Source organism: Ralstonia sp. Ralssp110, from assembly GCF_047325135.1.
GTDB lineage: Bacteria > Pseudomonadota > Gammaproteobacteria > Burkholderiales > Burkholderiaceae > Ralstonia > Ralstonia mojiangensis.
This window is the reverse complement of record NZ_CP168609.1, coordinates 818290-844032: the sequence shown is the minus strand read 5'-3', so window position 1 is coordinate 844032 and position 25743 is coordinate 818290. Positions and strand designations below refer to the sequence as shown.

The window sequence follows — 25743 nt, the reverse complement described above, 5'->3', positions numbered from 1 at the left end:
TTGTCCGGCCGATGTTGTTTCTAGAGCTTATTCCGGCGGCTTCGTGCTGCCCGCACCGAGACAACTATGAGCAGCTCCCTTCTGAATATTGGCGCGTCCGGCCTGCGGGTTGCCGATATCAACCTGCAAGTGACCGGCAACAACATTGCCAACGCCAGCACGCCCGGCTATTCGCGCCAGGAAGCCGTGCAGACGGAAAACATTCCGCTGTATGCCGGCGTGGGCTATCTCGGCCAGGGCGCCAATGTCACGACCGTCAAGCGCATCTACGACCAGTTCCTGACTGCACAGGTGCAAAGCGGCCAGGCCTCGACCAGCGCGGCCGACCAGCTCAATAGCCTGGTGTCGGGCTTGAGCCAGTACATGTCGGACAGCAACAGTGGCCTGACTTCGTCGCTCACCAGTTTCTTCAACGCCGCCGATGGCCTGGCCTCCAAGCCGTCGGACACCACCGCGCGCCAGGTTTTCCTGAACGCCGCCGCTGGCCTGCAAAGCCGCTTCAATTCGATTGCCGGCCAGTTGAGTTCGCTCAACAGCCAGGTCAACACGCAGGTGCAGACGCAGATCAGCGCGGTCAACGGCACGGCGCAGCAGATCGCTTCGCTGAACGACCAGATTTCCAAGGCGGAAGCGTCGACCGGCCAGCCGGCCAACGACCTGCGTGACCAGCGCGACCAGCTTGTCCAGACGCTCAATCAGTCGATCAAGGCGAGCGTGGTGCAGACCGGCGACGGCCAGTTCAACATCTACGTGGGCAACGGCCAGGCGCTGGTGCAGGGCAACAAGAGCTACCAGTTGACGGCGGTGCCATCGCAGTACGACCCGACGCAACTGTCGGTCGGCTACAAGAGCCCGGGCGGTACGGTCAACATCGACGACAGCCAGCTCGGCGGCGGTGCGCTCGGCGGCCTGATGGACTTCCGCAACAACACGCTTATTCCGGCGCAGAACAGCCTGGGCCGCCTGGCCACCGCCGTGGCGGCCGACGTGAACGCGCAGAACAAGCTTGGCATGGACGCCAACGGCAAGATGGGCACGGACCTCTTCTCCGTGGCCAGCCCGAGCGTTGCGCCCAGCACGAGCAACACCGGCAGCGGCTCGCTGACTGCCAGCATCACCAACGCCAATGCGGGGCAGGGCTACGACTACCAGGTCAAATACCAGGGCGGCGCCTACACCGTTTCGCACTATCCGGACGGCTCCGCCTCTGTAACGGTGTCGAGCTGGCCGACCACGATTGACGGCGTCACGCTGAACCTGTCGGGCACGATGAACAGCGGCGATTCCTTCCTGGTGCGCCCGACCGCCAACGCGGCGGCCACCATGCAGACGCTCACGACCGATTACCACAACGTGGCCGCGGCCTCGCCCGTGGTGCTCAACCAGGGCAGCAACAACACGGGCAGCGCCACGGTGTCGTCGCTGGGGGTGGACAGCACGTATGCCGGTTCGCCGCTCGCCTCGCCGGTCAACCTGACGTATAGCTCGGCCGTGGGTGGTTCGCTGTCGGGGTTCCCGGGCAGTGTGACGGTCACGGTGGGCGGCACGTCCACCACGTACACGGGCGGCACGGCGCCGTACACGCAGGGCGCGACGTACGCGTTCAACGGCGTGCAGATGACGCTTTCGGGCTTGCCCGGCAACGGCGACACGTTCGCCATTTCAGCCAACACCGCCAACAGCACGGACAACCGCAACGCCAGCGCGCTGGCCAAGCTGCGCAACAGCAATCTGCTGGACGGCGGCACGACCTCGATCGGTTCGGCATGGAACAACCTCGTCACCCAAGTGGGTGTGCAGGCCAACCGCGCCAGCACCAACCTGACCTCGCAGAAGGCGCTGCTGGCCAGCTCTACGCAACAGCAGCAGTCGGTGTCGGGGGTGAACCTCGATGACGAGGCGATGAACCTGATGAAGTACCAGCAGGCGTACCAGGCCTCGGCCAAGGTGATGCAGACGGCCAATTCGCTGTTCGACAGCTTGCTGTCGATTGCCGGCGGCTGATCGGGGCAACTGAAGAAACCGCGCCGCCTGCCGATAACGTCCTAAAGCCCTACCGTCCGGACCGATCATGCGAGTCAGTACCGCCCAATTCTTTGCAGCGTCTTCCGCTTCGATGCAGAACACGCAATCGAACCTGCTCACGCTGCAGCAGCAGATTGCGAGCGGCATCGCGCTCAACAGCGCGGGCGACAACCCCAGCGCGTTTGGTCAAATGGCGCAACTGCAGCAAACGCAGGATGCCAACGATCAATACCAAGCCAATCGCGACGCCACCGACGCGCGTCTGACCAACGTGTCTTCCGCGCTGACCAACCTGGTGACCACGCTGCAGCAGGGCAAGCAGACATTGGTGGGTGCCAACACCTCGCTGATGACGGATTCGCAACGCATTGGTGTGCTGGCGCAGGTCAAGCAGCAGTACCAGCAGCTGCTGTCGACGGCCAACCAGCGCGATGCCTCGGGCGTGGCCCTATTTGGCGGCGCCAATGGCACGACCGATCCTTTCACCAATACCAGCGGTTCGGTGCAGTACGTTGGCAGCGGCCAGCCGCCCACGGTGCAGGTATCCCAGAACATTTCGATGCCGAATTCGGTGTCGGGTGATTCGGTGTTTGTGCGCATCCCCAACTCGGATCCGTCCAACCCGAACACCAACCAGAGCATCTTCAAGACGTACGAGAACCTGATCTCGGCGCTGTCGACCCCGATCAGCGCGGCCACCCAGGCCACGGACGTCGCGAACCTGCAAAAGGCCGTGCAAACGGCGCAGGGCAATCTGGACAATGCTTATCAGGTCGCCCTGCAAGCGCAGGTGACGGTGGGCACGCAGCAAGCGCAGATCACCACGCTCAACAGCAGCGGCTCGAACTACGGCGAGCAGTTGAAGGAGCAGATCTCGAAGCTCCAATCGGTGGATTACACCACCGCCATTTCGCAGTTTTCTCAGCAGCAGGTGTCGCTGCAGGCCGCGCAGAAGACGTTCACGGCCATGCAGGGCATGTCGCTGTTCCAGTACATCAATCCTTGATGCGGCGCGGTCGGGCGGGCGGAGGGCGCGGCGTATCATGTCGGCTCACCTACCGTCAGGACTGGTCATGCCCATCCAGTATCTTCGCCGCCTGACCAGCCCGGAACGCTCAGAGGATGCCAACCGGCGCCTCGGTCAGTCGCTGGCCTTCGTGGCGGGCGCCGCCAACGCAGGCGGATTCCTCGCAGTCAAGCAGTACACCTCCCACATGTCCGGCATCGTCTCGGCGATGGCCGACTCGCTTGTGCTGGGCGATATCGTCCTCGTGCTTGCCGGCTTTGCTTCGCTGCTGGCATTCCTTTGCGGTGCCGCCTGCACGGCGGTGCTCGTCAACTGGGGCCGCCGGCGCAGCACGCAGAGCGAATTCGCGTTGCCGCTCATGCTCGAGGCCGCGCTGCTGTTGCTCTTCGGCCTGATGGGCACGTCGCTTGGGCAATACCGGGTCGTGTTCGTGCCGGCCACCGTGGCACTGCTGTGTTTCCTGATGGGGCTGCAGAACGCCATCATCACCAAGATTTCGAAAGCGGAAATCCGCACCACGCACGTGACTGGCCTGGCCACCGATATCGGCATCGAAATCGGCAAGGCGATCTACTGGAACCACGGGCACCGCAACCTGCCGGCCGTTGTGGCCAATCGGCCCAAGCTGCGACTGCTGGCGTCATTGCTGGGGATGTTCTTCGTGGGCGGCGTGGCGGGCGCGTTGGGCTTCAAGCATCTGGGCTATGCCGCCACGATTCCGCTGGCGTCCATCCTGATGCTATTGGCCGTTGTGCCGGTGGTGGATGATCTGCTGGCGCGCCGTCGGTGAGCGGGGCCCGGCTGCATAGGCCTGGGCGCGGGCGGCGCTTCCCTCAGGCCATTTCCCGCCGGCATACCTCGTGCAGCGTATTGAGGCGCCGCTCCGGATTGACCACGAATGGATTCGTTTCGTCCCAGGCGTAGCCCGCCAGGATGGCGCTGATCATGCGGCGAATGCCTGGCGAGTGGCGCGGGTGGAAGATGATGTCCTGTAACTCGCCCGAGTACCACCGGTCAACGAAGGCCCGGAACGTATCGACACCCTTGCGTAGCGGCTTGTCGTAATCGGCAAGCCAATCGACGGTTTCGCCGTTGAGTTGGCGTACGAGTGCGCGCGCCGCCAGGTCTGCCGAGCGCAATGCGATCGTTACGCCTGACGAGAACACCGGGTCCAGGAACTCGCCCGCATTGCCCAGCAACGCATAGCCTGGTCCATAGAGGCGCTCTACATTGGCCGCGTAGCCACCGATCTGTCGTACGGGCATGAGGAACGGCGCGTCGCCAATCAGCGCTGCAATATTCGGTTCGGCCTGGATCAGCTTGCGCAAGGTCGCTTCGCGCTCTGCCTCTGGCACATCGAGGAAACTCGCTTCGGCTACGCAGCCGACTGACGAGCGGCCGTTGGCCAGCGGGATCATCCAGTACCAGACGTCGCGCCGCTCCGGGTGAACGGCGATGCAGATCTTGTCGCGATCGGTGCTACCGGCAGGCAAGGCGTCGCGCACGTGTGTGAACAGCGCGGCACGCGTTGGCATGCGGGTCGGCGCTTCAAGATTGAGCAGGCGTGGTAGCACACGGCCAAAACCGCTGGCGTCTAGCACGAAGCGGGCGTGTACGGCATACGCGTTTCCAGCTTCGTCTTCTACCTCCAGCACAGGCGCATCGCCCGGCTGCATCGTGCGCACAGTGTGACCAAAGCGAACGTCGGCGCCTTGTTCGGCGGCGCTTTTAATCAATGTTTGATCAAACACCGCACGTTCAACCTGATACGTCGTGCCCCAGCCAGCGGAATGCTTGTCTCGGAAATCGAAGGACGCGTGCTTGTCCTGATGTACGAAATACGCCCCGTTCTTGTACTGGAATCCTGCTTCCACAACGGCTTGCAGCATGCCCGCCGCTTCAAGGTAGGCCATGCTTTGGGGCAGCAAGCTTTCGCCAATGGAGAAGCGCGGGAAATGCTGGCGTTCGAGCACCAGCACGTTGTGGCCGGCGCGCTGCAGCAAGGCTGCCGCCACTGCGCCTGAAGGGCCCGCGCCAATGATGGCGACGTCAACATGTTCGTGCTTTTCGATTGCTTGGGTAGTTGTGTGCATTATCGGTTGTGATTTTCGCTGTCTTTTCGCGGCCGGCCGAGATAACGCACGAGATTACGTCTTCCCAAACGCTTTGAAAACCGGTCTTCGATGTCGGTACAATGCGCCAGCCTTGAAAACCCGTTTTGATTTTCAGACCGACACCATTCATCCATGGATACCACTTCAACGCCTGCGCATATCGGATCTTTTGTTCCGGAAACCGCTTTCGGCATCTGGTTTCTGCGCACGTATACGTGGGAGCATCATGTGCTGCGTGTTGCCATCAATGATCTCAAACGTCTGATCACCCAACCGCTGCCTGCCGCGCCGATCCTGGTGGATGTGGGGTGCGGACAGGGCATTTCCTTTCGGTTGTTGGAGCAAGCGTTTGCCCCGCAACGGATTGTCGGTGTGGACTGCCATGCTCCTTCGCTGGAGGCTTCGCGCGGGGCGGCCCGTGCCATCGGCACACCGGTCGACATCCTGCATGCCGATTGCGCGGCGCTGCCCTTGCCTGATGCCAGCTCAGATATCGTGTTCTGCCACCAGACGTTTCATCATCTTGTCGAACAGGAGCGCGCACTGGCGGAGTTCCACCGCGTATTGAAGCCGGGCGGCGTACTTCTGTTCGCTGAATCGACCGACGCGTATATCAAGTCGTGGGTCATCCGGTTGCTGTTCCGCCACCCGATGCATGTGCAAAAGAGTGCGGACGGGTATCTGCAAATGCTGCGTGCAGGTGGTTTCGATTTTGACCAACGCAATGTGTCGCTACCGTATCTATGGTGGAGCAGGGCGGCAGATTTCGGCTTGTTTGAACGCCTGGGCTTGCATCATCCGAAACCGGGCAAGCGGCGCGAGACGCTCGTCAATGTCGCCGCCACCAAGTTGGCTGCCTGAGGGGCCGCCGACCGATCTCTCTGGCCGACGGCGCCCCGTTGGCCTTACTTCTTCAGGGTCACAACCTCGCCCTTCAGTGCAACGCCCGACATGAGGGCGCCCGACCCGCAGGTGAACTCCGTGGCGCTTTCGGTCAGCTTGTTCTTGTAGTTGCTCTTGATATTGATGACCGCGTTGCCACCGAGCTGGCGCGCACGTTCCTGCAGCGCCAGCACGGCAGACAGGAACACATACTGGCACGCCGCTTCATCGCTGCGGCCGACGCCATTGGTCTTCTTGTTGGTGGCAATCTCGCCCATCGATTTCTCGACCGCCGCATGCTTCTGGCCGGCGAAGACGAGCGCGATATCGCTGCCCACCTTGTCGGAGCCTTCGCTCTTAAAGGCCGCATCGAGTGAGTACGCCTCGACATCGTTGCGGGCAAACGCGGCGGTGCTCACCGTGGCAACGCATAGCACGGCCAGCATCAGGTGACGCTTCATTCCAGACTCCTGTAACGAGTGTGAGTAGGTGGGGACGATGAACGCCGATTACTTGGCCGCTTCGACCGTGACCAGCTCGCCGCTCACGCGCAATGCCGCTGATACGCCACTGACACCGCAGGTGTAGTTGTTCTCGTCCTTGCTCTCGGTCGAGTGGAACCACGTCTTGATGTTGATGACGGCATTGGCGCCACGGTCGTGCGCGGCGCTTGCGAGCTGGCGCAGGGCATCGGCCAGCGTGGCGTTGCAGATTTCGACCTCGGTGGCGGTCTTTCGCGCCGGGTGGGACGACTTCGTGACTTCACCCAGGCTGGACACCACTGCCGGGTGCGCCTGGTTGCCGAAGTAGAGCGCCACGCCGGGAGCGAATTGCTGCGCTTGCAGCACGGGCTGGATCGGGAACGTCATGACTTCTGTGCGCGCGTGCGCAACCTGGGTCAGCATGGCAAGCGCGCTGGCGGCCAGCAGCAGTTGTTTCTTCATTGAGAGCACTCCTGTCTTCTTATTGCGTTGAGAAAATCGCCGAGGATGGTGTCAGACCACGGCGTCGAACATCAGTCCGGCGCAACTGCCGCCGAACCCAAAGGAAATCGATAGCGCCCGCTCGATGCGAGCGGCACGCGACTGGCGCACCAGCGGCAGGCCGACAACCGCGGGGTCGAGTGTTTCGATACCGGCCGAACCCGCAATGAAGCCGTCCCGCATCATCAGCAAGGTATAGATGGCTTCCTGCGCGCCCGCCGCCCCCGGGGGATGTCCGGTGAGGGCCTTGGTGGATGAGAACGGCGGCACCGCGGTACCAAATACGGTTTGCAGAGCGAGCAGCTCCTCCACGTCGCCCGAGGATGTGGATGGGCCGTGCGTATTGATGTAGTCAGGACGGGTGCCGGCATCATCTACCGCGCTCTGGATTGCACGCGCAATGCCAGGTGCACGCGGCGAGACCATCGAGCCGACGTCGGTGCTCTGCCCGAAGCCGGTCAGTTCCGCATAGATCCGGGCGCCACGGGCGCGTGCGTGCGTAAGCGATTCCAGCACCAGCATGCCAGCGCCGGAAGCCAGCACGAAGCCATCGCGCGCAACATCGTAGGGGCGTGACGCGCGCTCGGGCGCGTGCGCCGGTGCACGCGAGAGCGCGCCCATGGCATCGAAGAACATGGCATAGCTGTCGTGTAGTTCTTCTGCACCACCGGCCAGCATGATGTCTTGCTGCCCTGAGCGGATCCATTGCGCAGCCTGACCAATCGCCAGCGCCGACGTAGTGCATGCCGATGACGGTGAGTAGCTGATGCCGCCAAACCCGAACACCTGCGCAAGGTTGGCCGACACCGTACTGCTCATCACCTGCGGCACGACATAGGGCGATGCCCGTTCCACGCCGCGCGCGCGTACGGCGTCCAGCGCGATGTCATACGCGGCCAACGCGCCGCTGCCGGAGCCTGCCACCAAGCCCGCACGCGGCGTTTGCAGAGCCGTTGAGTCCAGACCAGCATCGTCGATGGCGTTGCGTGCCGCGTGGCACGCCATACGCGCGGTCTCGCCCATGAAGCGTTCGAACTTGCGTGCAAACGGCGGAGCGCCCTCAACTGAGGCCAAGCCTGCGACCTGGCTCGACAGCCCCAACGCCTGCCAGGCCGGAACGTGCGAGAGGCCCGAGCGGCCGTCGCGCAGCGCCGCAGAAACCCCATCCAGCGTGTTACCCAGGCAACTTACGATACCCAGGCCCGTCACGACCACGCGTTCCGGTGCGGCCAAGGGGCGCGAAGTGCTAAGCGACATCAGGCGGCGCGCTTGAAGATCAGCGACGTGTTGATGCCGCCAAACGCGAAGTTGTTGCTCATCACGTGCTCGGTATCAAGGGCGCGCGCAGTGCCAGCGATGTAGTCCAGCGGTGCACAGGCCGGGTCGACGTTTTCAAGGTTGAGCGTGGGCGCGTACCAGTTGCGCTTCATCATCTCGATGGTCCACCACGCTTCAATGGCGCCGCATGCGCCCAGCGTATGACCGATATAGCTCTTGAGCGAGCTGATCGGCATCGTGGGGCGGAAGACCTCGGCCGTGGCATGGCTCTCGGCTACGTCCCCCAGGTCTGTGGATGTGCCGTGCGCGTTGACGTAGCCGATAGCGTCCTGCGGCAGGCGTGCATCCTGCAGCGCCAGGCGCATGGCCTGGCTCATGGTGGCCGCGGTAGGTTGCGTCATGTGCGCACCGTCGGAATTGCAGCCGAAACCGATGACCTCGGCATGGATGCGCGCGCCGCGCGCGCGGGCGTGGTCGTAGTCTTCCAGCACCAGCGTGGCTGCGCCTTCGCCCACGACCAAACCATCGCGGGCTTTGTCGAACGGGCGAGGCGTGAGGTGCGGCTCGTCATTGCGCGTGCTGGTGGCGTACAGGGTGTCGAACACGGCCACGGCTGGGGCGGACAGTTCCTCGGCGCCGCCGGCCAGCATCATCGTCTGTTTGCCGGTTGCGATGGCTTCATAGGCATAACCGATCGCCTGGCTACCCGATGCGCACGCGCACGACGTGGGAATGACCCGGCCCTTCAGATCCCAGAACAGCCCGACGTTGACCGCAGTCGTGTGCGGCATCATCTGCACGTAACTGTTGGATGTGACGCCCTGCATCGAGCCCGTGTCCAGCATGCTGCCGAACGCGCGGATGGGTTGCACCGAGCCTGACGACGAGCCATACGCCACGCCCATGCGGCCATCGGCGATGGAGGTGTCTCCCGCCAAGCCCGCATCGGCCAGGGCCAGCTCGCTTGCTCGCACGGCGTACACCGACACCGGACCCATTGAACGCGTCTTCTTGCGCGGGTAGTCCGCCGGCGTCGTGAACGCCGGCAGCGGGCACGCCAGCCGAGCGTGCAGCGTGTCGAAGTAATCCCACTCCGGCATACGCCGAACGGCATTGCGGCCCTGCGCGAGGGCCGACTGGATTTCGCTCCACTCAGAGCCGAGGGCGGTAACGCCGCCCATGCCGGTGACGACAACCCGCTTCATCAGATCATCCCGCCGTTGACACCGATGACCTGGCGCGTGACGTACGACGCCGCATCCGACATCAAAAAGCCCACCACCGCAGCCACCTCGGCTGGCTGGCCGACGCGCTGCATCGGTACCGTCTGGAGTGCATGGTCCAGATGTTCGACGTTGGACAGCATCTCGGTTTCGACCAGACCCGGGGCGACGCAGTTGACGGTGATGTTGCGTGAAGCCAGTTCTACTGCCAGGGCCTTCGTTGCACCAATCAGCCCGGCCTTGGCCGCGCTGTAATTGACCTGCCCTCGATTGCCCATCACGCCCGAGACCGATGCGATGGTGACGATGCGCCCCCCCTTGCGTGCACGCACCATTGGCATGGTGAGTGGGTGCAGGACGTTGTAGAAACCGTCCAGGCCGGTTTCGAGCACGATGTCCCAGTCTTCGTCCGTCAGGGCGGGGAAGGCGGCATCGCGGGTGACACCCGCGCACAAAACGATGCCGTAGTAGGCACCGTGCGCCTCAACGTCGGCCTCGAGCTGCGTACGACAGGCATTGCGGTCGCGTACATCGAACTGGAGCACGCGGGCCTTACCTGCATTCGCACCCTGCGCCTGGATACCGGCGACAACGGCATCGGCCTCGTTGCGGCCACTGCGGCAATGCACCGAGACGTCAAACCCGTCGGATGCGAGCTGATAGGCGATCGCGCGACCGATGCCACGGCTCGCGCCCGTCACAAGAACACGGCGGCTCATATCGTGAGACTCCCTTCGATGAATGCTTGAAAATTGGTCGGCTGGTAAACCTTGATGATGGCGTTGGCCAAGCGCTGTCCGCCGGCGCTGATTGTGCACTCGTACGCGCCATGACCCTCGGCACCGCGCAACAGCTCGCGTGCCTCCACGCGCAACGGCTGGCCCTGTTCAAACGCGGGAACGATAGCCTCGTACTTGCGCGAACCTAGCAGCACGCCGGGCCGCGCCGGTTGTCCAGCGTGCGCCGACAGCAGACCGACATGCGCGGCAATGGCCTGCGCCATCAGCTCGATGCCGATCCACGCAGGCATGTTGCCGCGAGTGTCGGCATACCAGGCGGCTGGGTTGACATGTGCAACTGCCGCAAGACATTCGTCATCCCAGGATTCGACGCCTGCGAGCAGCAACATCGTGCCGCGATGCGGCAGGATCGATTCGATGGGAGCCAGAGGGAAAACAGTGCTCGCTGCGGTATTGGTCATGCTCATCCCTGCCCCAGGATCAGGCTGGCGTTACTGCCGCCGAAAGCGAACGAGTTGCTCATTACGTACCGGCCGGTGCCCAGACGACGGGTGTCTTCGATCAGATCGAGCGTGGGCAGAGCGGGGTCGGCTTCACCATCCCAGATGTGGCGCGGCAGGGTGATGCCTTCATCGGCGAGCGTCAGCCATGCGAAGCCGAGTTCGGTTGCGCCTGCGGCGCCCAGCGTGTGTCCCGTCAGCGGCTTGGTGCCGCTGGTCGGCACACCCGTTGGAAAGACGCGCGCCATCAGATGCGCTTCCATCTCGTCGTTCTTGCGGGTGGCGGTGGCGTGCAGGTTGACGTAACCGATGGCGCTGGCATCGATGCCAGCATCCGCCAAAGCGGCACGCAGGGCGCGCTCAGCGCCGGCGCCGGTCGGGTCGGGCGCAGAAATGTGGTGGGCATCGCTTGATTCCCCCACACCCGCCAGCCGTACGGGGCCGCGTTCACGTGTCATCAGGAATACGGCCGCCCCTTCACCGATGTTGATACCGGCACGGTTGCGGCTCATGGGGTTGGTGCGCGCGGCGCTGGTCGATTCCAACGAGGCAAAGCCCTGCAGCGTCAATTCGCACAGCGAATCCGCACCCCCCACGACCACTGCGTCACACAGGCCTAGTTGCAGCAACCGGCGGGCCGAGGCGAAAGCCTTGGCGCTCGATGTGCAAGCGGTGGATACCGTATAAGCCGGACCAGTTGTGCCCAGCGCCGCAGCGGCGAACGGTGCCAGCGTGCCGATTTCCATCTGGCGATAGTCGAACGCGCGGGGAAGATTGCCGTGTTCCTCTGCATGGCGCAGCGCCGCCTCGGCGGCGTCGATGCCCGACGTGCTAGTCCCGAGGACAATGCCAATCCGGTGCGGGCCATATCGGGTGCGGGCCCGCTCCACCGCCGATTGAATCTGCGCGAGCGCGACAAGCAGCAGTCGGTTGTTGCGACAGTCGTAGGCAGACAAGTGCGCGGGCGGTTCGAGCGCGAGGGCCGACAAGGCGCGTCCGACCATGCCCGTTGAGCCATCCGGCCGGTCAATCACGCCCATGCCAGGAGCATGCCCGGTTGCCAAGTTGCGGCGGATGGCATTCACGTCATCACCCAGCGCATTGACCATGCCGAGCGCGTGCAGGTAAAAAGGAGAAGCGGTCATGGTGATCGATGTCTGACAATGGGCATTCCCAGCGGCGCCAAGGCAACCGCAATGACAATGCCCAGGGCTAGCGTCATGCCGAAGCTGCGCAGCACCGGCATGGCACTGGTGCCCAACAGGCCGAACGAAAGCAGGGTGGTAGACGCCGACAGCAACACGCCCACCCATACGCCACCGATATCCGCGCGCTGGCGCGCACAACCTTCGCGCAGGAACACAGCGTAGTTGGCCCCGACGCCCAGCACCAGCATCAGGGCCAGCCAATGGAATAGGTTCAGCGGAATGCCCGCGTAGCCATACACAGCAAACGTGATGCCGACAGCGCAGACGACCGGCAAGGTCACGCGCACACCGGCGGCGACGCCATAGCGCAGGCAGAACAGCATGAGGATCAGGCTGAGCGCCCCAGCCAGCCACCAACCGCTATCGACGCGGTAAGTGGCGAACAGGCGCGCGACGCTGGCGGGTTTATCGACGAAGCGGATACCGGGGGTGGCATCGGCCAACGCTGCCAACGCGGGCAACTGCGCCGTCGTGACACCGGTCGGGATGACGATGGCGGCAAACATGCGCGGCGCACCGGCGCTCGACACTTGGCCTAACCAGAGGTGGCGATAGGGCTGAGACCAAGGCATCGCCAGCCATGCGTCCACCGTAAGCGGGCTGCCAGGCGCGGCTTCAACCGCCGCCACGTATTTGGCGGCGATCTCGGGCCGAAAGCCAGCGTCCGTCAAGGTCGCGCGCAGGGCTTGCGGGTCAGCAGATACGCGCTTGCTCAGGCGGGCGCGGTCTTCCGCTAGTTGATGAGCGGAAGGTACGAACTGGGCGACTGATTGCACGCCCTTGAGCGAGGCACCCGCAATCGGCAGCTCCAGCTTGCGTTGCAGTGTTTCGGCGCGTTGCAACACTTGCTCGGCGGAGTCGCCCTTCACAACGAAAAATTGGGTGCTGTTTTCTACGCCGATGGCTTCGCGCACGAAAGCTTCTTGTTGTTCCAGATCGGGGTCGCGCTGGATCAGCAGGTGGATGTCGTCGTCGCTGGTCAGGCGTAGCCATCCGGGCACGGCGGCCGCCGCAATGAGTGCCAGGCAAACCCGGGCCCCCCGTCGCGTCAGTGCTACCTGCCAGCGGCCCAGCCAACGCGCGGCGCGATCGTAGGTGCGGTATGGCTGTCGCGGCGCATTCGTCAGCAGTGCAGGCAACAGCGATGCCACTGACAAGAAGGCTACTCCGATCCCTGCGATGGCAAAGCACGCAATTTGGCGTAACGCCGGAAATGGCACGCCGACCAGGATCGCGTAGCCGAGCAGGCTTGTTGCAAGCGCCACCAGCAGTGCCGGCCGCACCTCGCGCGCGCTGCGCCGTGCGTCTTGCCCCTGGGCACCGAGGTGACCGACGAAGTACTGAATGGAGTAATCCACCGCCTCGCCGATCAGGCTGGCGCCGAATACGAGCGTCAGGAGGTGCAGCTTTCCAAAGGCCAGCATCGTTGCCGCCAACGCAAACACGATCCCAATGCCCGTGGACAGGAACCCGAGCAGCAGAAAGCGCGGCGAGCGGAAGACCCACAACATCAGCAAGGCGATACCGAGCGTCGAGATGATGCCGATGCGATGCAGTTCCTGTTCCGAAGCGCTGCGCGCAGCGGCGGCATAGAACACTGCGCCGGTGCGTACCAGCGTGACGTCCGGAAAGGTACGTGCCAATGATTGCTCAGCCTGTGCGACAGCGGTGCGGACGTCGGCCTGGGTTTGCCCATCGTAGGCAGAAGCGGCCAGCGTGCTGGTGACCAAGACGCTCGTGGTGTCACCGCGCCGGGTGATCAGGAGGTTGTCTTCCAGTTCAAGCCGCGTGGCGGCCAGCGGCAGGCCCGCCAGCCAGTGGCTGAGCCAGCCGAATGGGTCGTCGGCCAGCGGAGCGTTCAGCCCGGCTTCGACCGGCGCGTACAGCCTTTGCGCGAGCAGCGTGGGCAGCGCGGTGGATGTGTCATCCAGCATCGCGCGGTCTGCGGCGCTTAGGAGGCCGAATCGGTAAGGCAGATAGAAGCGGGTGATCTGCGCGGTATCGAATGGTGGCAACTGGGCAACCACGGTGCGGAAAGCCTTGCTGCGCTTGAGTTGCGAACCAAACTGCATGGCTGCCGCTTTTGCATGGTCACCGTTGCCGCTACTGAGCAGGAAGACCGCGCGGTCCCCCAGTGATGTCGCCAGCGTGTCGACAGCCTTTTCCGCAACCGGGTCGGCCTCGGTATCTGGCAGCAGCGACAGCAGGTTCGTTTGCAACGCCGTACCGTCGTGCAGGCGCACGCCGCAATAGAGCAGGGCAGCCAGCACGACCGCCAGCCAGCCGAGCCGGATGCCCCACATTCGTCGGACAGAGAGGGCCGGCCGATGCAACCCCAGCTCCTGCGTCATCAGGGCGCTCCCAGGAGCGTGCGCTCGGCAGCGCTGGGCGCTTCCACACGCGTGTTGCCCGTGAACTCGATGCGTGTTTCATCACCATTGGCCGACTGGATGCGGATGCTTCGCACATAAGTGTCGCCAGATAGATCCAGTCCGCGCAGTGCCTGCGCCAATTGCGGCTGGGCGGGGGTCAGCGTCAGATGCCAGCGGCTGACGTTGCCTTGTGCATTGACGTTGAACTGGGAATACAGCGCGGACAGGTCGCCCGTGAGCATCGCGCGCATCATGCGCGAGACCTGCGCTACACCAGCGGCGTTGCGCGCGCCTCGCGTCGGCTTGTCGTTGGCATCCAGCACGGTGACGCCGGAATCGGTCATCACATACGTCATGCGAGTCGGCTGCTCGATGCGCCAGACTGCGCCCAGATCACGCAAGAACAGCAGCGTGCCGCTGCTTACCAGCGGCCTCTGCATGGCCTGCAACGATTGTGTCTGTACGAACTGCGCGCGTACGCCACGTGCCTGTGCCAATTGCGCAGCGACTTGCGAGACCAGTGTGCTGCCCTGTGGTACTTCGGTCGATGCCGCGCCGGTAAGTGTGTACGCCCACAGCATCAGAGCGGCAATCCACGCGCGCACGATAGCGTTTAGCCCAACCATGCACGCTCCACACGTTCGACCATCACGGGCGGCGAGACGAACTGCAATTCGCCGGTGCGAGCGCATACCGCTACCTGCGTGGTGGTTCCCTTGGTCAGCCGGATGCCGGATCCGCAATCGACGATCTCGTAGCCGATCTTCAGGCGGTTCTCATATTCCAGCAGCGTTGCGCGCACCTCGATCTGCTGGCCGTAGGTCGCCGGCTTGATGTACTTCAGGTGCGCTTCGACGACGGGCCATAGGTAGCCGGAGTCACGCATCTCGCGGTAGTCGTAGTCGAAGCGGCGCAGCAGCGCGGCGCGGCCGATCTCGAAATACTTCAGGTAGTGACCATGCCAGCAGACGTCCATGGCGTCGACGTCGTGAAACGGCACTTCAACCTGGGCGCTGGCGGCCAGTGGCGGCAGGTCGCGGGAAGTCATGCTGGCATTTCCTCTTGGTTGTCTGCGTTGGTGAGCAGGCCACGCTCGATGGCGAGCGTCAGTGAGCGCAGATCGGCTTCCAGTGGACGGTCTTCGCTCACGAATGCCGACATGGCGCTGATACGCTCCACAAACGCCTTTACGGGTGGCGGCACCTGCGTGGACGGGTCAAGCTGACAGCGCAATCGCACTGCCTGCACAGCAGCGAGCGTATGCGCGGCTGCCACCTGTTCCGTTAGCTCCAGCACGCGCAGGCAATCACGCGCCGCAATCGTGCCCATGCTGACCTTGTCCTGGTTATGCGCTTCCGTTGATCGCGAGAAGACGCTCGCCGGCATGGTGTGCTTGAGCGCTTCTGCCGTCCAGGCTGATGACGAGATCTGCACGGCTTTGAAACCGTGGTTGATCGGTGCGCGCTCGGCGGTGGCGCCCGACAGGTTGCGCGGCAAGCCGTTGTTGAATTTGTCGTCCACCAGGAGCGCCAACTGGCGGTCCATCAGGTCGGCCACGTTGGCAACGGCTGTTTTGAGCGCGTCCATCGCGAACGCGATGTGCCCGCCATAGAAGTTGCCGCCGTGCAGGATCTCCTGCGCGTCGGGATCGACCAGCGGGTTGTCGTTGGCGCTGTTGAGTTCGTTCTCGATGTCACGGCGGATCCACGACTGCGCGTCGCGCGCCACGCCGATCACGTGCGGGGCGCAGCGGATCGAATAGCGATCTTGTACGCGGTGCGCCGAAGCGTCATCCCAGTCGGCCAGATCCGCGCGAATCCATCCGGCAACTTCCGCCTGCCCCGCATGTGGCTTGGCCGCGAAGATTGTCGGGTGGAAGTGCGCAGCACGCCCGTCGAGTGCCACCGTGGCCAGGGCCGTCAGTCGAGAAGACAGGCGAATCAGTTGTTCAGCGCGGGCGTAGGCGAGACACGCGAGGCCAGTCATGACCGCAGTGCCATTCATCAGCGCAAGCCCCTCTTTTGGAGCCAGGGTGATGGGCGCGTGGCCGATCTGTTGCCACACGCCGGCAGCGGGCTGCACATGGTTGTTGAAAAGCACGTCGCGCTCGCCGACCAGCGTGGCGGCGACGTACGACAGGGGTGTCAGGTCACCGCTTGCGCCCACCGATCCCTCGGCCGGAATGCGCGGCAGGATGCGATGGTTGATCAGGTCGGCCAGGCGCTGCAGAAGCACATACCGCACACCCGAATAGCCGTGGGCCAGCGAGTTCAGCCGTGCAGCCACCACGGCCAGCGTTTCAGCGGGCTCCAGATGGCGGCCCATGCCGCAACCGTGATAGCGCGTGAGCTGCAGCGGCAGGGCTTCAACCAGCGCCATCGGCACGTTAACCTGGCAAGCATCGCCGTAGCCTGTGTTGACGCCGTAGATGGTTGCGCCTTCGGCCAGCCGTTGGGATAGGAACCGCGCACCACGTTCGATGCGATCGCGCCACGCGGCATCGGCGCTGAGCAAAACCGGCTGCTGGTCGCGCGCAATGGCAACAACATCTTCAATCGTCAGATGACGGTTGCCGATGACAACGCCGAGCCGCTGGGCGGGTGCATTGACTTGCGCGGGCACGTTCAAATCGTGTTCAGCCATGGGCGTCCATGTTCTTGGTGGTGTTGGGGCGCGCCCAAAAATCGAAGAAATTGAACCATTGGAAAGGGGCCTTGCGGCAATAGTGTTCCAGCCGCTCGGCGTAACGCTGGGCCAATGCACCAAGGTGGCGCGCGCGCTCAGCACGCGGTAGCGCCACGTGCTCGGCAAATGGCTCGAAATACAGGGTATGGTCCTGCCCCGTCTTTAGGCAAAAAAACAGGTACACCGGGCAGCCCAGCGCGTGTGCCAGCACGTAAGGGCCCTGTGCGAATTGCGCGGGCGCGCCCAGAAAGCTGGCCTCCACCGTGCGGCCGGACTCGTGTGCGGGCACACGGTCGCCCACAATCACCAGCAGCTCGCCTGCGTCGATGCGCTCTTGCATCAGCATGGCTGTGGCCGGGCCGAAGTCGGTCACTTGCATCAGGTGCGAGACGACATCCGGATGCGCCTGCGCCAGCACGTGGTTAAAGCGCTGCGCATGCTCGGTGTAGACCACCGCCGTTACCTTGGCGAGGCCATGACGGGTAGCCAGCGCGCGGGTCATCTCCAGATTGCCCAGGTGCGCGCCGATGACCAGCGCACCGCGACCGCTGGCAACAAGCGCTTCGAATGCGGTCGGGTCATCAAAGCGCACGCGTTCATTTTTGACCTGCCCCGACCATGCGGCCAGCTTGTCCAGCCCCGACTGCGCGAACGCGATCATGTGGAGGTACGCACTGAGCCAACCCGGTTGCGGCATACCCGCGCCCGGCGACACCGAATGCAAGCGGGTGAAGTACTGCCGAGATGCCTCTCGCGCCACACGGCTGGTGATCAGGAAATACGCGACGATCGGGTATAGCCACAATGAAGTGAAGCGTGTACCGAAGAGGCGGCAGCTCAGCGCAAGAAGCTGCATGCCGAACCGGCTGCCACGCTCGGCCACGCGCCACCAACCTTGCGTCGTGTTTGATGCCGAAGAATGACGCCAGCGCGGCAAGCATCTTCCGACCAGCAGCATCGGAAAACGCAGCAGCATGCCGGCCACCAGCCGCGTGTGGCTCTTGCTGATGCGGATGTTGTCCCACAGCACGTCAAAGTGCGACAGCCCGCCGCGTTCATACGTCACGCGCGTGGGCAGCGTGACGATGCGCGCCCGGCGCCAATGCAGGCGTACCAGAATCTCGATATCGAAATCCATGCGGGTGGGCAGCGCCACGTCATCCATCAGCTTGCACGCCAGCGCCAAGGGGTAGATGCGGAAGCCACACATCGAATCCCGGATGTCGAATGACAGCGTTTCGATCCACACCCACACGTGCGTGAGGTAGCGGCCGTATAGACGCGACTTGGGCACGCTTTCGTCGTAGACCGGGCGGCCGAGGATGATGGCGTCGGGCGCGGAGATGGCGGCGGCAAGAAAGCGCGGTACGTCGCCCGCATTGTGCTGGCCGTCGGCGTCGATCTGCAGGGCGTGGGTATAGCCGGCAGCGTGGGCCGCACGCAGACCGGCCATCACGGCTGCGCCCTTGCCGCCGTTTTCCGGCAGCCGCAGCAGCGTGACCTGTTGTGCGTACTGCTGTGCAAGCGCGGCCAGCACGGATTGCGTGGCTGCATTGCTGCCGTCGTCGACGATGAGGATCGGCAACCCGTGGACCAACAGGTTTGCGACGGTGTTGCCGATCGCATCCTTGTGGTTGTAGATCGGGATGACGATGACCGTGTTCGGGCTCACACAGCCTCCCCATGGACCAGTACGCCCGAGGCGCAATCACGGGGTCCCAGTCGGGCAGTGAAGCGTACGCGGCTGCGATCCGGCTCGTGCACGAGGCGCAGCGACACCACGGCTCCAGGCAGTACTGGCGCCAAGAACTTCAGTTGGTCGATTGACGTAATCGTACGTATCGCGCTGTTACGGGCAGCGGCCAGGCCCACAGTCCAGTCGATGAGCACCACACCGGGCAGAATCGGGAGGCCAGGAAAGTGGCCCGCGAAATGGACGAGATCGTGGCTGACGCGTAACTCGTAGTGATCGCTGTCGGCATCGCCGACATGGGAGAGCGTTTCGAAGCCCTCGGCGCCCGGCCGGAACGCAGCCGCCACGGTTGCTGCGGGCAATTTGCCGCGCGCGTCTACCGGCATGGCCATGCAGAAGCGCCAGCGGCGCGGGATCAACGTGGGCTCGGTGTAGGCGGACAGGTGCCGGCGCAGCGTCTTGGCCAGCGCCACGCGGCCCTGTGCGTGCAGCGTCTGCGCGCCAGCCGGGGTGAGCGCGACCAGCGCGCCCAATCGGTCGCGCGACCCCCCCGTTAGCAGCGTTGCCGCGGCCCGCGCCACAAACGGATGCGCACCCAACCACGCTTCGACTTCTGGCAGCGAGACACGCTTGCCGTCAACCTTGACGACGCGGTCTAACCTGCCACGCAGGAGGAAGCGGCCACTGTCGTCAAACGCGATCGCGTCATCGGTGCGGTGCCAGTCGCGGTGTGGCAGATGCGGTGAGCGTACGGCAAGCGCGCCGTCGTCTTCCTGGCGGACTTCGATGCTGCCGAACGGCTGCCATGCGTGGGAGCGGTCCTGGCGGCGCCAGGCGATGCCGCCGGTTTCCGTGCTGCCAAACACTTCGATGGGTGCACTTCCATGTGCGTCTGCAAACGCCGTTGCTGCAGCCGCATCCAACGGGCCACCAGACGAAAACACGGTTGGGAGCGCAGGCAACGCATCGAAACCCGAAAGCAACGGCCATCGTGCCAGTTGGGTCGGGCTGGAGACCAACGCGGCAGCGGGTTGCAACATCAGGGCACGCTGCAATGCGGAGGGTTCGGTGACGGTCTGTCGGCTGAATGCGCGCCCGGCAGCCAACGGCCAGAACACCCGGAACAGCAGCCCATAAATATGGTGATGGGGCACGCTGGCCAGCACCACGCCGGTGCCCATCTGCACACCCCACTGCCGTTCAAGTGTCAAGACTTCCGCATCGAATTGCGCGAGCGTCTTACGGATAGGCTTGGGTGCGCCGGCGCTACCCGAGGTGTACAGCGTGATAGGGGCATCCGGATGGATCGCGCCGAGTGTCACGCCTTCGGCATGCGTGCCGATGGTCGAGAGGTCGGTATCGGTGATGAGCGCGTCGTATGCGTCCGCCAGCGTACCGAGATAGGCAGGCGCGGCGCTGGCGGGAATCACGACGTGCTTGCCGCAAGCAAACAACGCAAAAAGCGCGCATGTGAAATCGAACGGATCGTCGACACACAGCGCGTAGCGTGTCGCCTGCTGGCCAGCGAACACCGCTGAGCAGGCTGCTACACGGGCACGGAAGACGCCGGACGTTATGGATTGCCGGCCATCGGCACAGACGACAGTGTCATCAGGCTGCGCAGCCGACAGTAAATCGTGGAGGGCAATCATGTCGCCTCCGACGGCAGGGCGTGCGGGCGCACAATCCAATGACGGAACGCCATTTCCGCTACAACCAACACACCGACCAGGACGTAAGCGATCACGCCGTTGTACAGCGCCCACGCACCGCGCGACCAGTACACGGCCGCAATCATTGCCGTCACTCCGTTGAGTGCGAAGAAAACGCACCACACCTGCGTGACGCGCCGCGTATAGCAAACGGCGCGCGGCTGCAGGTCGGGCAGGCGCATGCGCGCAAACTTTTCGATCATGGAAGGGCCCGAGCGAAGGGTGGCTGCAAAGCTCAGCAATAGCCCAGCATTGACCAGCGCCGGATACAGGCGCAGCAGCAATTCGCTATCCGTGATGGCGACAGCGGCGGACATGCATGTCAGCGTTCCCGCAGTCAGCCAATCCAGCGGCGTGAGCTGGCGCAGCAGTGTCGATACGTTGCCCGCGCCGATCCACCGCTGCATCCAGAGCAACGCCAGCAGCGCGATGCCGGCGTAGCGCGGTGTGCCGAAATGCCATGCCCCGATCAGCACCAGCGGATACGCGATCTTCAGCGCCGCTTGAGCGGCGCCACGCGCCCACTTGGGCAGTGCCTGGGGTTGGCGTGCAGGTTGCGCCTGCATCCGCTTATGCCGCGAGCAGCGATTCGACTGCGCCGATGACGTCGCCCACCGTGCGTACCGTCTTGAACTCCTCGGGCTTGATGCGGCGCCCCGTCATTTCCTGCAGCTTGATTGCCAGATCGACCGCATCGATGCTGTCCAGATCCAGCTCTTCGAATAGATGCGCTTCGGGCGTGACGCGCGCCGGATCGATATCGAAGTTCTCTTTGAAAATGACGCGAATGCGCTCGAGGATCTCAGTGTCCGTCATGATGTTTTTCTCTCCCTGTGCCTGCCGGTGCCAATGCCCGGGCGATTATTGTTGGCTCTTCACCAGTGCGGCGAGTGTGTTAATCGAGCGGAAATGCTCGCGCGTATGTTCATCATTGGCGGCAATCGTCAATTGGTAACGCTTGCGCAGCACGATGCCGATTTCCAGTGCGTCAATGGAATCCAAGCCGATACCGTTCGTATCAAAGAGCGGCGCATCGTCGTCGATGTCCGCTGGCGTCATATCTTCCAGATCGAGCGCTTCGATAAGAAGTTGCTTAATTTCGAGCTTCAAAGAATCCATGTTGCAGAAGATGATCGGTGATGTGGGTTTCGACGCCAGCGGTAAGCGCGCGTGCGGCGAGCGCTGGCGGCGCGCCATCCGGCACGTATTGCGCGACGCTGATGGGCGGCAGCACGGCGACCTTCATGCAGAAGGCGCGTGGTGGCACGTCGTACCACCGCATGGTTTTGGTAAAGGCGGGCGGGTCGCAATCCATCAGCACGGGCACGATGGGGGCCCCCACGTTAAGCGCCATGTGCGCGAAGCCGCGCGAGAACGGATGTAAGCGATCCTTGGCCGGACTGCGTGTGCCTTCCGGGAAGATGATCATGGTGTACCCCGCGGCCAACTGGCGCGCGCTCGCCTCTACCAGTTCGGTCGGGTCTGCGTTGCTGATGTATTCGGCGGCACGCACGATGCCCCAGAAGCAAGGGTTACCCCAGTGGGCGTTCTTCACCACGCAGCAGGCTGACGGAGTCAGCGCCAGGAGCACCATCACGTCCAGGTAGGTCGGGTGGTTGGCCACCACGATGGCGGGTCGGCGCGCACGCAGCTCCTCCGCACCTTGCACATCCAGCCTCATCACACCGAGCCATTGGAGCGCGCGAACCAGCGTACGGAAGAACCAATGGATAACGAACGTGATAGTGCGTTGGCGCGACGCCCGGTGCGGCCACAGCCAAGCCAAGGGAAATACGACGACGGAGAACAGCACCCCGCAGACGCCGAAGACGGTAAAGGCCAGCCCCGTTGCCACCAAGCGCCATGCCAAGTTGAGACGGGCGCTCAGTGTGCTTGCCATGGGCCCTCGCGCCATTGCCACGTCCAGCTGCCGTCTGCGTGGTGCCAGACGCCGGAGGTACGGGATGACAGGCAGTGCAGAACGGCCTGGCTTTGCGTTGTCGTGACATTTGCCGCTTGCCCGCCCGCTGTCGCGGGGCCATGCGAACACACCAACGAGGCACTGGCCGAACCGTCCAGCAGTACGGCTAGCGCGCACGTATCTACCTCATCGGCCACGGAGCCGAAGCGCGCATCGGCGGGTTCATCGGCGTAGACCAGCAGCACCGGTGAAGCCGGGTCCGATGCGTACTGTGCATGCGCTTCCAGCAGAGCGAGCCCCAGCGTAGCGGGGCCGGCCGACACGGCGATGGCAGGCGAGGTGTCGCCGCGCGCAATGCCAAATACGCCGCTCATGGCGTTGAGTACAGACAGGCTGAATGCGGTGGGAGAAACCGGGTCGGCGTTTTCGATGTCGGCCAGAATGCCGGCCGTGCGGCGCAATTCGCCATGCCGGGAGGCAAAGACGATACGCGCGCGTGGGACATCGGCCGCGCAATCGTGTGCGACCTTCAGCGCGCTTTTAGAGAGCGAGCTCAGACGCCGCCGAACCATCGGTTCAATAAAACCGATTTCCGGAGACGATATTGAATCAGCACCAATGGCAGGCCAGCAGGACCAGCGAGCAACCGGGATTGTCCAGTGCAAATCGGGCATATCGGTGTTCGCATGTGGAGCACTGCCAGTGGCCGCAGTGTGTGCGGCGCCCGGCGCGGGGCCGGCTGTCGCGCATCAACGCAACACTTGCCTCACCCGATTCGCTCTCATTGTTTTCGATTGATCTGGGTGAATGCGCAGGCCGTTATTCTCGGCCGATTTTGTCTTTCAAAGCGCTTGCTATTCCCCAACCCTGGGGCCGAATCATACTGAAAAGTCCCCTAGGAAAACAACCGCTTGCGTGACTTCGTGTCACATGCGCGACGCCGGCGAGAATGCGCGAGGAATGTGACAAACAGGATGGTGTCGTTCGCGCGGTTATTGAAGCGATGGTGCCTGAATGGATTCCCTCATATAGAGGGGTATTGAAACTGTCGTTTAAATTCGTGCGGACTATGGACGGGGCTGGCCCGATACCTGGGGTGTACTGAACTGGCTGAACGCCCGCCCGCCCAAATCCAGCGCATCCATCACAGACCGCTCCACCACCGGCGCCAGCGACGTCATCATCACCATGACCAGCATCAGCCCCACCACGAGCGTGGCGGCGATGCCCACGGCAAACGGGTTGAGCGCCTGTGCCGTGCGGGAGAGCACGGCAAAGCCGAGGTTGACGATCATCATGATCGCGATGATGGGCAGGGCGATGCGCAGGGCCAGCGCGAAGACGATCGTGCCGCCCCCGGCCAGCGTCTGCCAGCCCGAATTGGCCAGCGGCGACGCTGAGACGGGCAGGGCGGTGAAGCTGTCGAACAGGGCGTGCAGCAGCACGAGATGGCCGTCACCTGCAATGAACGCGGTAACGGCCGTGAGGCTGAGGAAGCGGCCGAGGAGCATGCTGCTCTCGGTTTGCGTTGGGTCGAGCAGCGAGGCGAAACCCAGGCCTATCTGCACCGACATCACTTCGCCGGCACCGCTGATGGCCGAGAACACAAGCTGCACGCAAAAGCCCAGCGCCAGCCCGATCAACACCTGCACCAGCGTGATCCACAGCCCTTCGTATGAGCCCACCGACACGCCTGCGGGCACCGGCAGCATGGGCGCCAGCGCCACCGTGATGACCACGCCAAATGCCACCTTGATCGACGTCGGGATCTCGGTGTTGGCAAACGGGGGTGCAATGGCGATAAACGCCAGCACGCGCACCAGCGGCCACCAGTACATGGCGATCCAGCCATTGAGCTGCGTGGCGGTGAATTGGATCATCGTTGATTTGGCGGCTGCGTCAGCTAGGTGTCGTCAATTCACGTAGTTGGGGATATTGGTCAGCACGCCGCGCGTGTAGTCGACGATCACGGCGACGATCCACGGGCCGGCCAGCACCATCGTGGCCGCGACGGCCAGCAGCTTGGGGATGAACGACAGCGTCTGCTCGTTGAGCTGCGTGGCGGCCTGGAACACGGCCACCAGCAGGCCGACGACGAGCGACACCAGCAACATCGGCGCGCCCACCATCATCGCGACCTGCATGGCCTGACGGGCCATATCGAGAACGTACTCGGGTGTCATGTCGGTTTCCTATCGGCGCTCATTGCACAAAGCTCTGCGCCAGCGAGCCCAGCAGCAGGTGCCAGCCATCCACCAGCACGAACAGCATGATCTTGAACGGCAGCGAGAAGATCGACGGCGTCACCATCATCATCCCCATCGACATCAGAACGGCTGCCACCACGATGTCGATCACCAGGAACGGGATGAAGATGGCAAAGCCGATCTGGAACGCGCTCTTCAGCTCGCTGGTGACGAAGGCTGGAATGAGCGCGCGCATGGGCGTCTGCTCGGGCGATGCAATGGCCGGCATGTTGCCCATCTTGACGAACAGGGCGAGGTCCGGCTCGCGCGTCTGCTTGAGCATGAACTGGCGCAGCGGCGTGGCGGCCGTATCCATGGCCTGTTCAACGGTGATCTTGTTGTCACGCAGCGGCACGTAGGCGTCGGTGTAGACCTTGTCGAGCACCGGCGACATGACGAAGAACGTGAGGAACAGCGCCAGCCCGATCAGCACTTGATTGGGCGGCGTGGTTTGCGTGCCCAGCGCGTGGCGCAGCAATGACAGCACGATGATGATGCGGGTGAAGCTGCTCATCATCAGAATGATCGCTGGCAGAAACCCGAGTGACGTCAGGAAGACCAGCGTCTGGACGGGCAGCGAATAGCTTTGGCCCCCAGCGGTGCCCGTGAGCAGCGGCAGGCCGGGTTGCGCCTGCGCGAATACGGCGGGCGCGGCGCCTAGCAGGGCCATTGCTATCAGGCAGCGGAAGAAGGTGCGCGCGTTCATTCCGACTTCCCCGTCAGATGACGCTTGAGCTGGATGGACAGCGCGTCGGCAAAGCGGGGCGGCTTGCCGGAGCCCGAAGTGCCGTCACCGGAATGATCGTCCGGCGTGGAGGCGGCTTCAGCGGGGCGCGGCAGCGTGTGGAGCGTCTGCACGTGCTGCTGAGTGACGCCCAACACGAGCCATGTGCCCTCCACATCGACGACGACGATCTTCTCGCGGGCGCCCAGCATCTGCTGCGCGACCACGGTGATCACCTGGCTGCGGCGCCGGCCTAAACCTGCGGGGCCCATGCCCGCGCGCTGCTGCAGACGGCGCAGCAGCCAGCCGGCCGCCACGATCATCGCCAACACTACAAACAGCCCGCCTAGCGTGCGGGCCCAATCAACTGCATGGTTCATTTCAACACCTTGCCCGGGGGGAGCACTGGT

General features: G+C 63.7%; 27 protein-coding genes. 4 read left to right on the top strand and 23 right to left on the bottom strand.

Translation table 11 applies throughout. From position 1 onward, the window contains the following. Positions 1-66 precede the first annotated feature (66 nt). From flgK to ACEN9T_RS04440, 3 genes are all read left to right on the top strand, one after another. Positions 67-2004: a flagellar hook-associated protein FlgK gene (gene flgK, locus ACEN9T_RS04450; protein WP_413706550.1), complete on the top strand. Its 1938-nt coding sequence runs from the start codon at positions 67-69 to the stop codon at positions 2002-2004. Positions 2005-2071: 67 nt separating this feature from the next. Beyond that, a complete protein-coding gene (gene flgL / locus ACEN9T_RS04445) occupies positions 2072-3031 on the top strand; it encodes a flagellar hook-associated protein FlgL (protein ID WP_413706549.1) in 960 nt (319 codons plus the stop codon). Positions 3032-3098: 67 nt separating this feature from the next. Continuing rightward, positions 3099-3842 carry a YoaK family protein gene (locus tag ACEN9T_RS04440; RefSeq protein ID WP_092971059.1) on the top strand — a complete coding sequence of 248 codons (744 nt, stop codon included), beginning with the start codon at positions 3099-3101 and terminating at the stop codon, positions 3840-3842. Positions 3843-3885: 43 nt separating this feature from the next. Here ACEN9T_RS04440 and ACEN9T_RS04435 read toward each other — a convergent pair whose 3' ends face one another. Next, positions 3886-5145 (bottom strand): NAD(P)/FAD-dependent oxidoreductase, encoded by a 1260-nt coding sequence (locus ACEN9T_RS04435; RefSeq protein ID WP_413706548.1) that lies wholly within the window; start codon positions 5143-5145, stop codon positions 3886-3888. A 153-nt stretch (positions 5146-5298) separates the two neighbouring features. On the opposite strand from ACEN9T_RS04435, the gene ACEN9T_RS04430 reads away from it, so the two are divergent. Next, on the top strand, positions 5299-6027 hold the full coding sequence (locus tag ACEN9T_RS04430) for a class I SAM-dependent methyltransferase (protein ID WP_413706547.1): 729 nt from the start codon (positions 5299-5301) through the stop codon (positions 6025-6027). A 44-nt stretch (positions 6028-6071) separates the two neighbouring features. On the opposite strand, the gene ACEN9T_RS04425 is transcribed toward ACEN9T_RS04430, so the two are convergent. From ACEN9T_RS04425 to fliO, 22 genes are all read right to left on the bottom strand, one after another. Next, positions 6072-6509: an excinuclease ABC subunit A gene (locus ACEN9T_RS04425; RefSeq protein ID WP_413706546.1), complete on the bottom strand. Its 438-nt coding sequence runs from the start codon at positions 6507-6509 to the stop codon at positions 6072-6074. 48 nt (positions 6510-6557) lie between these two features. Further along, on the bottom strand, positions 6558-6992 hold the full coding sequence (locus ACEN9T_RS04420; RefSeq protein WP_413706545.1) for a hypothetical protein: 435 nt from the start codon (positions 6990-6992) through the stop codon (positions 6558-6560). Between the two features lie 51 nt (positions 6993-7043). Next, the gene (locus tag ACEN9T_RS04415) at positions 7044-8288 is read right to left on the bottom strand and encodes a beta-ketoacyl synthase N-terminal-like domain-containing protein (RefSeq protein WP_413706544.1); all 1245 of its coding nucleotides are present in this window, start codon (positions 8286-8288) and stop codon (positions 7044-7046) included. Next, the gene (locus ACEN9T_RS04410) at positions 8288-9514 is read right to left on the bottom strand and encodes a beta-ketoacyl-ACP synthase (RefSeq protein WP_413706543.1); all 1227 of its coding nucleotides are present in this window, start codon (positions 9512-9514) and stop codon (positions 8288-8290) included. The genes ACEN9T_RS04415 and ACEN9T_RS04410 overlap by 1 nt, the downstream gene beginning before the upstream one ends. Further along, positions 9514-10251 carry a 3-ketoacyl-ACP reductase FabG2 gene (locus tag ACEN9T_RS04405; RefSeq protein ID WP_413706542.1) on the bottom strand — a complete coding sequence of 246 codons (738 nt, stop codon included), beginning with the start codon at positions 10249-10251 and terminating at the stop codon, positions 9514-9516. The genes ACEN9T_RS04410 and ACEN9T_RS04405 overlap by 1 nt, the downstream gene beginning before the upstream one ends. Continuing rightward, complete coding sequence (locus tag ACEN9T_RS04400) at positions 10248-10733, bottom strand: hotdog family protein (protein WP_413706541.1); 486 nt, start codon at positions 10731-10733, stop codon at positions 10248-10250. Before ACEN9T_RS04400 ends, ACEN9T_RS04405 begins: the two co-directional genes overlap by 4 nt. Positions 10734-10735: 2 nt before the next feature. After that, entirely contained in the window at positions 10736-11917 is a 1182-nt protein-coding gene (locus tag ACEN9T_RS04395) for a beta-ketoacyl-[acyl-carrier-protein] synthase family protein (protein WP_413706540.1), read from the bottom strand. Then, entirely contained in the window at positions 11914-14331 is a 2418-nt protein-coding gene (locus ACEN9T_RS04390; protein ID WP_413706539.1) for an MMPL family transporter, read from the bottom strand. The genes ACEN9T_RS04395 and ACEN9T_RS04390 overlap by 4 nt, the downstream gene beginning before the upstream one ends. After that, a complete protein-coding gene (locus ACEN9T_RS04385) occupies positions 14331-14978 on the bottom strand; it encodes a LolA family protein (RefSeq protein WP_413706538.1) in 648 nt (215 codons plus the stop codon). The genes ACEN9T_RS04390 and ACEN9T_RS04385 overlap by 1 nt, the downstream gene beginning before the upstream one ends. Further along, the gene (locus ACEN9T_RS04380; protein ID WP_413706537.1) at positions 14966-15400 is read right to left on the bottom strand and encodes an acyl-CoA thioesterase; all 435 of its coding nucleotides are present in this window, start codon (positions 15398-15400) and stop codon (positions 14966-14968) included. Before ACEN9T_RS04380 ends, ACEN9T_RS04385 begins: the two co-directional genes overlap by 13 nt. Next, positions 15397-16995 carry an HAL/PAL/TAL family ammonia-lyase gene (locus tag ACEN9T_RS04375; RefSeq protein WP_413706536.1) on the bottom strand — a complete coding sequence of 533 codons (1599 nt, stop codon included), beginning with the start codon at positions 16993-16995 and terminating at the stop codon, positions 15397-15399. Before ACEN9T_RS04375 ends, ACEN9T_RS04380 begins: the two co-directional genes overlap by 4 nt. Next, positions 16988-18709 carry a glycosyltransferase family 2 protein gene (locus ACEN9T_RS04370; RefSeq protein ID WP_413706535.1) on the bottom strand — a complete coding sequence of 574 codons (1722 nt, stop codon included), beginning with the start codon at positions 18707-18709 and terminating at the stop codon, positions 16988-16990. The genes ACEN9T_RS04375 and ACEN9T_RS04370 overlap by 8 nt, the downstream gene beginning before the upstream one ends. Next, positions 18706-20382: an AMP-binding protein gene (locus ACEN9T_RS04365; protein ID WP_413706534.1), complete on the bottom strand. Its 1677-nt coding sequence runs from the start codon at positions 20380-20382 to the stop codon at positions 18706-18708. The genes ACEN9T_RS04370 and ACEN9T_RS04365 overlap by 4 nt, the downstream gene beginning before the upstream one ends. Further along, the gene (locus ACEN9T_RS04360; RefSeq protein WP_413706533.1) at positions 20379-21008 is read right to left on the bottom strand and encodes a hypothetical protein; all 630 of its coding nucleotides are present in this window, start codon (positions 21006-21008) and stop codon (positions 20379-20381) included. Before ACEN9T_RS04360 ends, ACEN9T_RS04365 begins: the two co-directional genes overlap by 4 nt. Positions 21009-21012: 4 nt before the next feature. Beyond that, positions 21013-21258 carry an acyl carrier protein gene (locus tag ACEN9T_RS04355; RefSeq protein ID WP_024977592.1) on the bottom strand — a complete coding sequence of 82 codons (246 nt, stop codon included), beginning with the start codon at positions 21256-21258 and terminating at the stop codon, positions 21013-21015. Positions 21259-21303: 45 nt separating this feature from the next. Further along, positions 21304-21561, bottom strand: coding sequence for a phosphopantetheine-binding protein (locus ACEN9T_RS04350; RefSeq protein WP_004631431.1), 258 nt, complete (start codon positions 21559-21561; stop codon positions 21304-21306). Then, positions 21536-22342, bottom strand: a complete 807-nt coding sequence (locus tag ACEN9T_RS04345; RefSeq protein WP_413706532.1) for a lysophospholipid acyltransferase family protein — start codon at positions 22340-22342, stop codon at positions 21536-21538. Before ACEN9T_RS04345 ends, ACEN9T_RS04350 begins: the two co-directional genes overlap by 26 nt. Beyond that, entirely contained in the window at positions 22327-23037 is a 711-nt protein-coding gene (locus ACEN9T_RS04340; protein ID WP_413706531.1) for a beta-ketoacyl synthase chain length factor, read from the bottom strand. Before ACEN9T_RS04340 ends, ACEN9T_RS04345 begins: the two co-directional genes overlap by 16 nt. Before the next feature lie 393 nt (positions 23038-23430). Next, positions 23431-24243, bottom strand: coding sequence for a flagellar biosynthetic protein FliR (fliR, locus tag ACEN9T_RS04335; RefSeq protein ID WP_413706530.1), 813 nt, complete (start codon positions 24241-24243; stop codon positions 23431-23433). 33 nt (positions 24244-24276) lie between these two features. Continuing rightward, complete coding sequence (gene fliQ, locus ACEN9T_RS04330; protein ID WP_004631435.1) at positions 24277-24546, bottom strand: flagellar biosynthesis protein FliQ; 270 nt, start codon at positions 24544-24546, stop codon at positions 24277-24279. 19 nt (positions 24547-24565) lie between these two features. Next, positions 24566-25315, bottom strand: a complete 750-nt coding sequence (gene fliP / locus ACEN9T_RS04325; protein ID WP_092971063.1) for a flagellar type III secretion system pore protein FliP — start codon at positions 25313-25315, stop codon at positions 24566-24568. Next, positions 25312-25713, bottom strand: coding sequence for a flagellar biosynthetic protein FliO (fliO, locus tag ACEN9T_RS04320; RefSeq protein ID WP_092971064.1), 402 nt, complete (start codon positions 25711-25713; stop codon positions 25312-25314). The genes fliP and fliO overlap by 4 nt, the downstream gene beginning before the upstream one ends. Positions 25714-25743 lie beyond the last annotated feature (30 nt).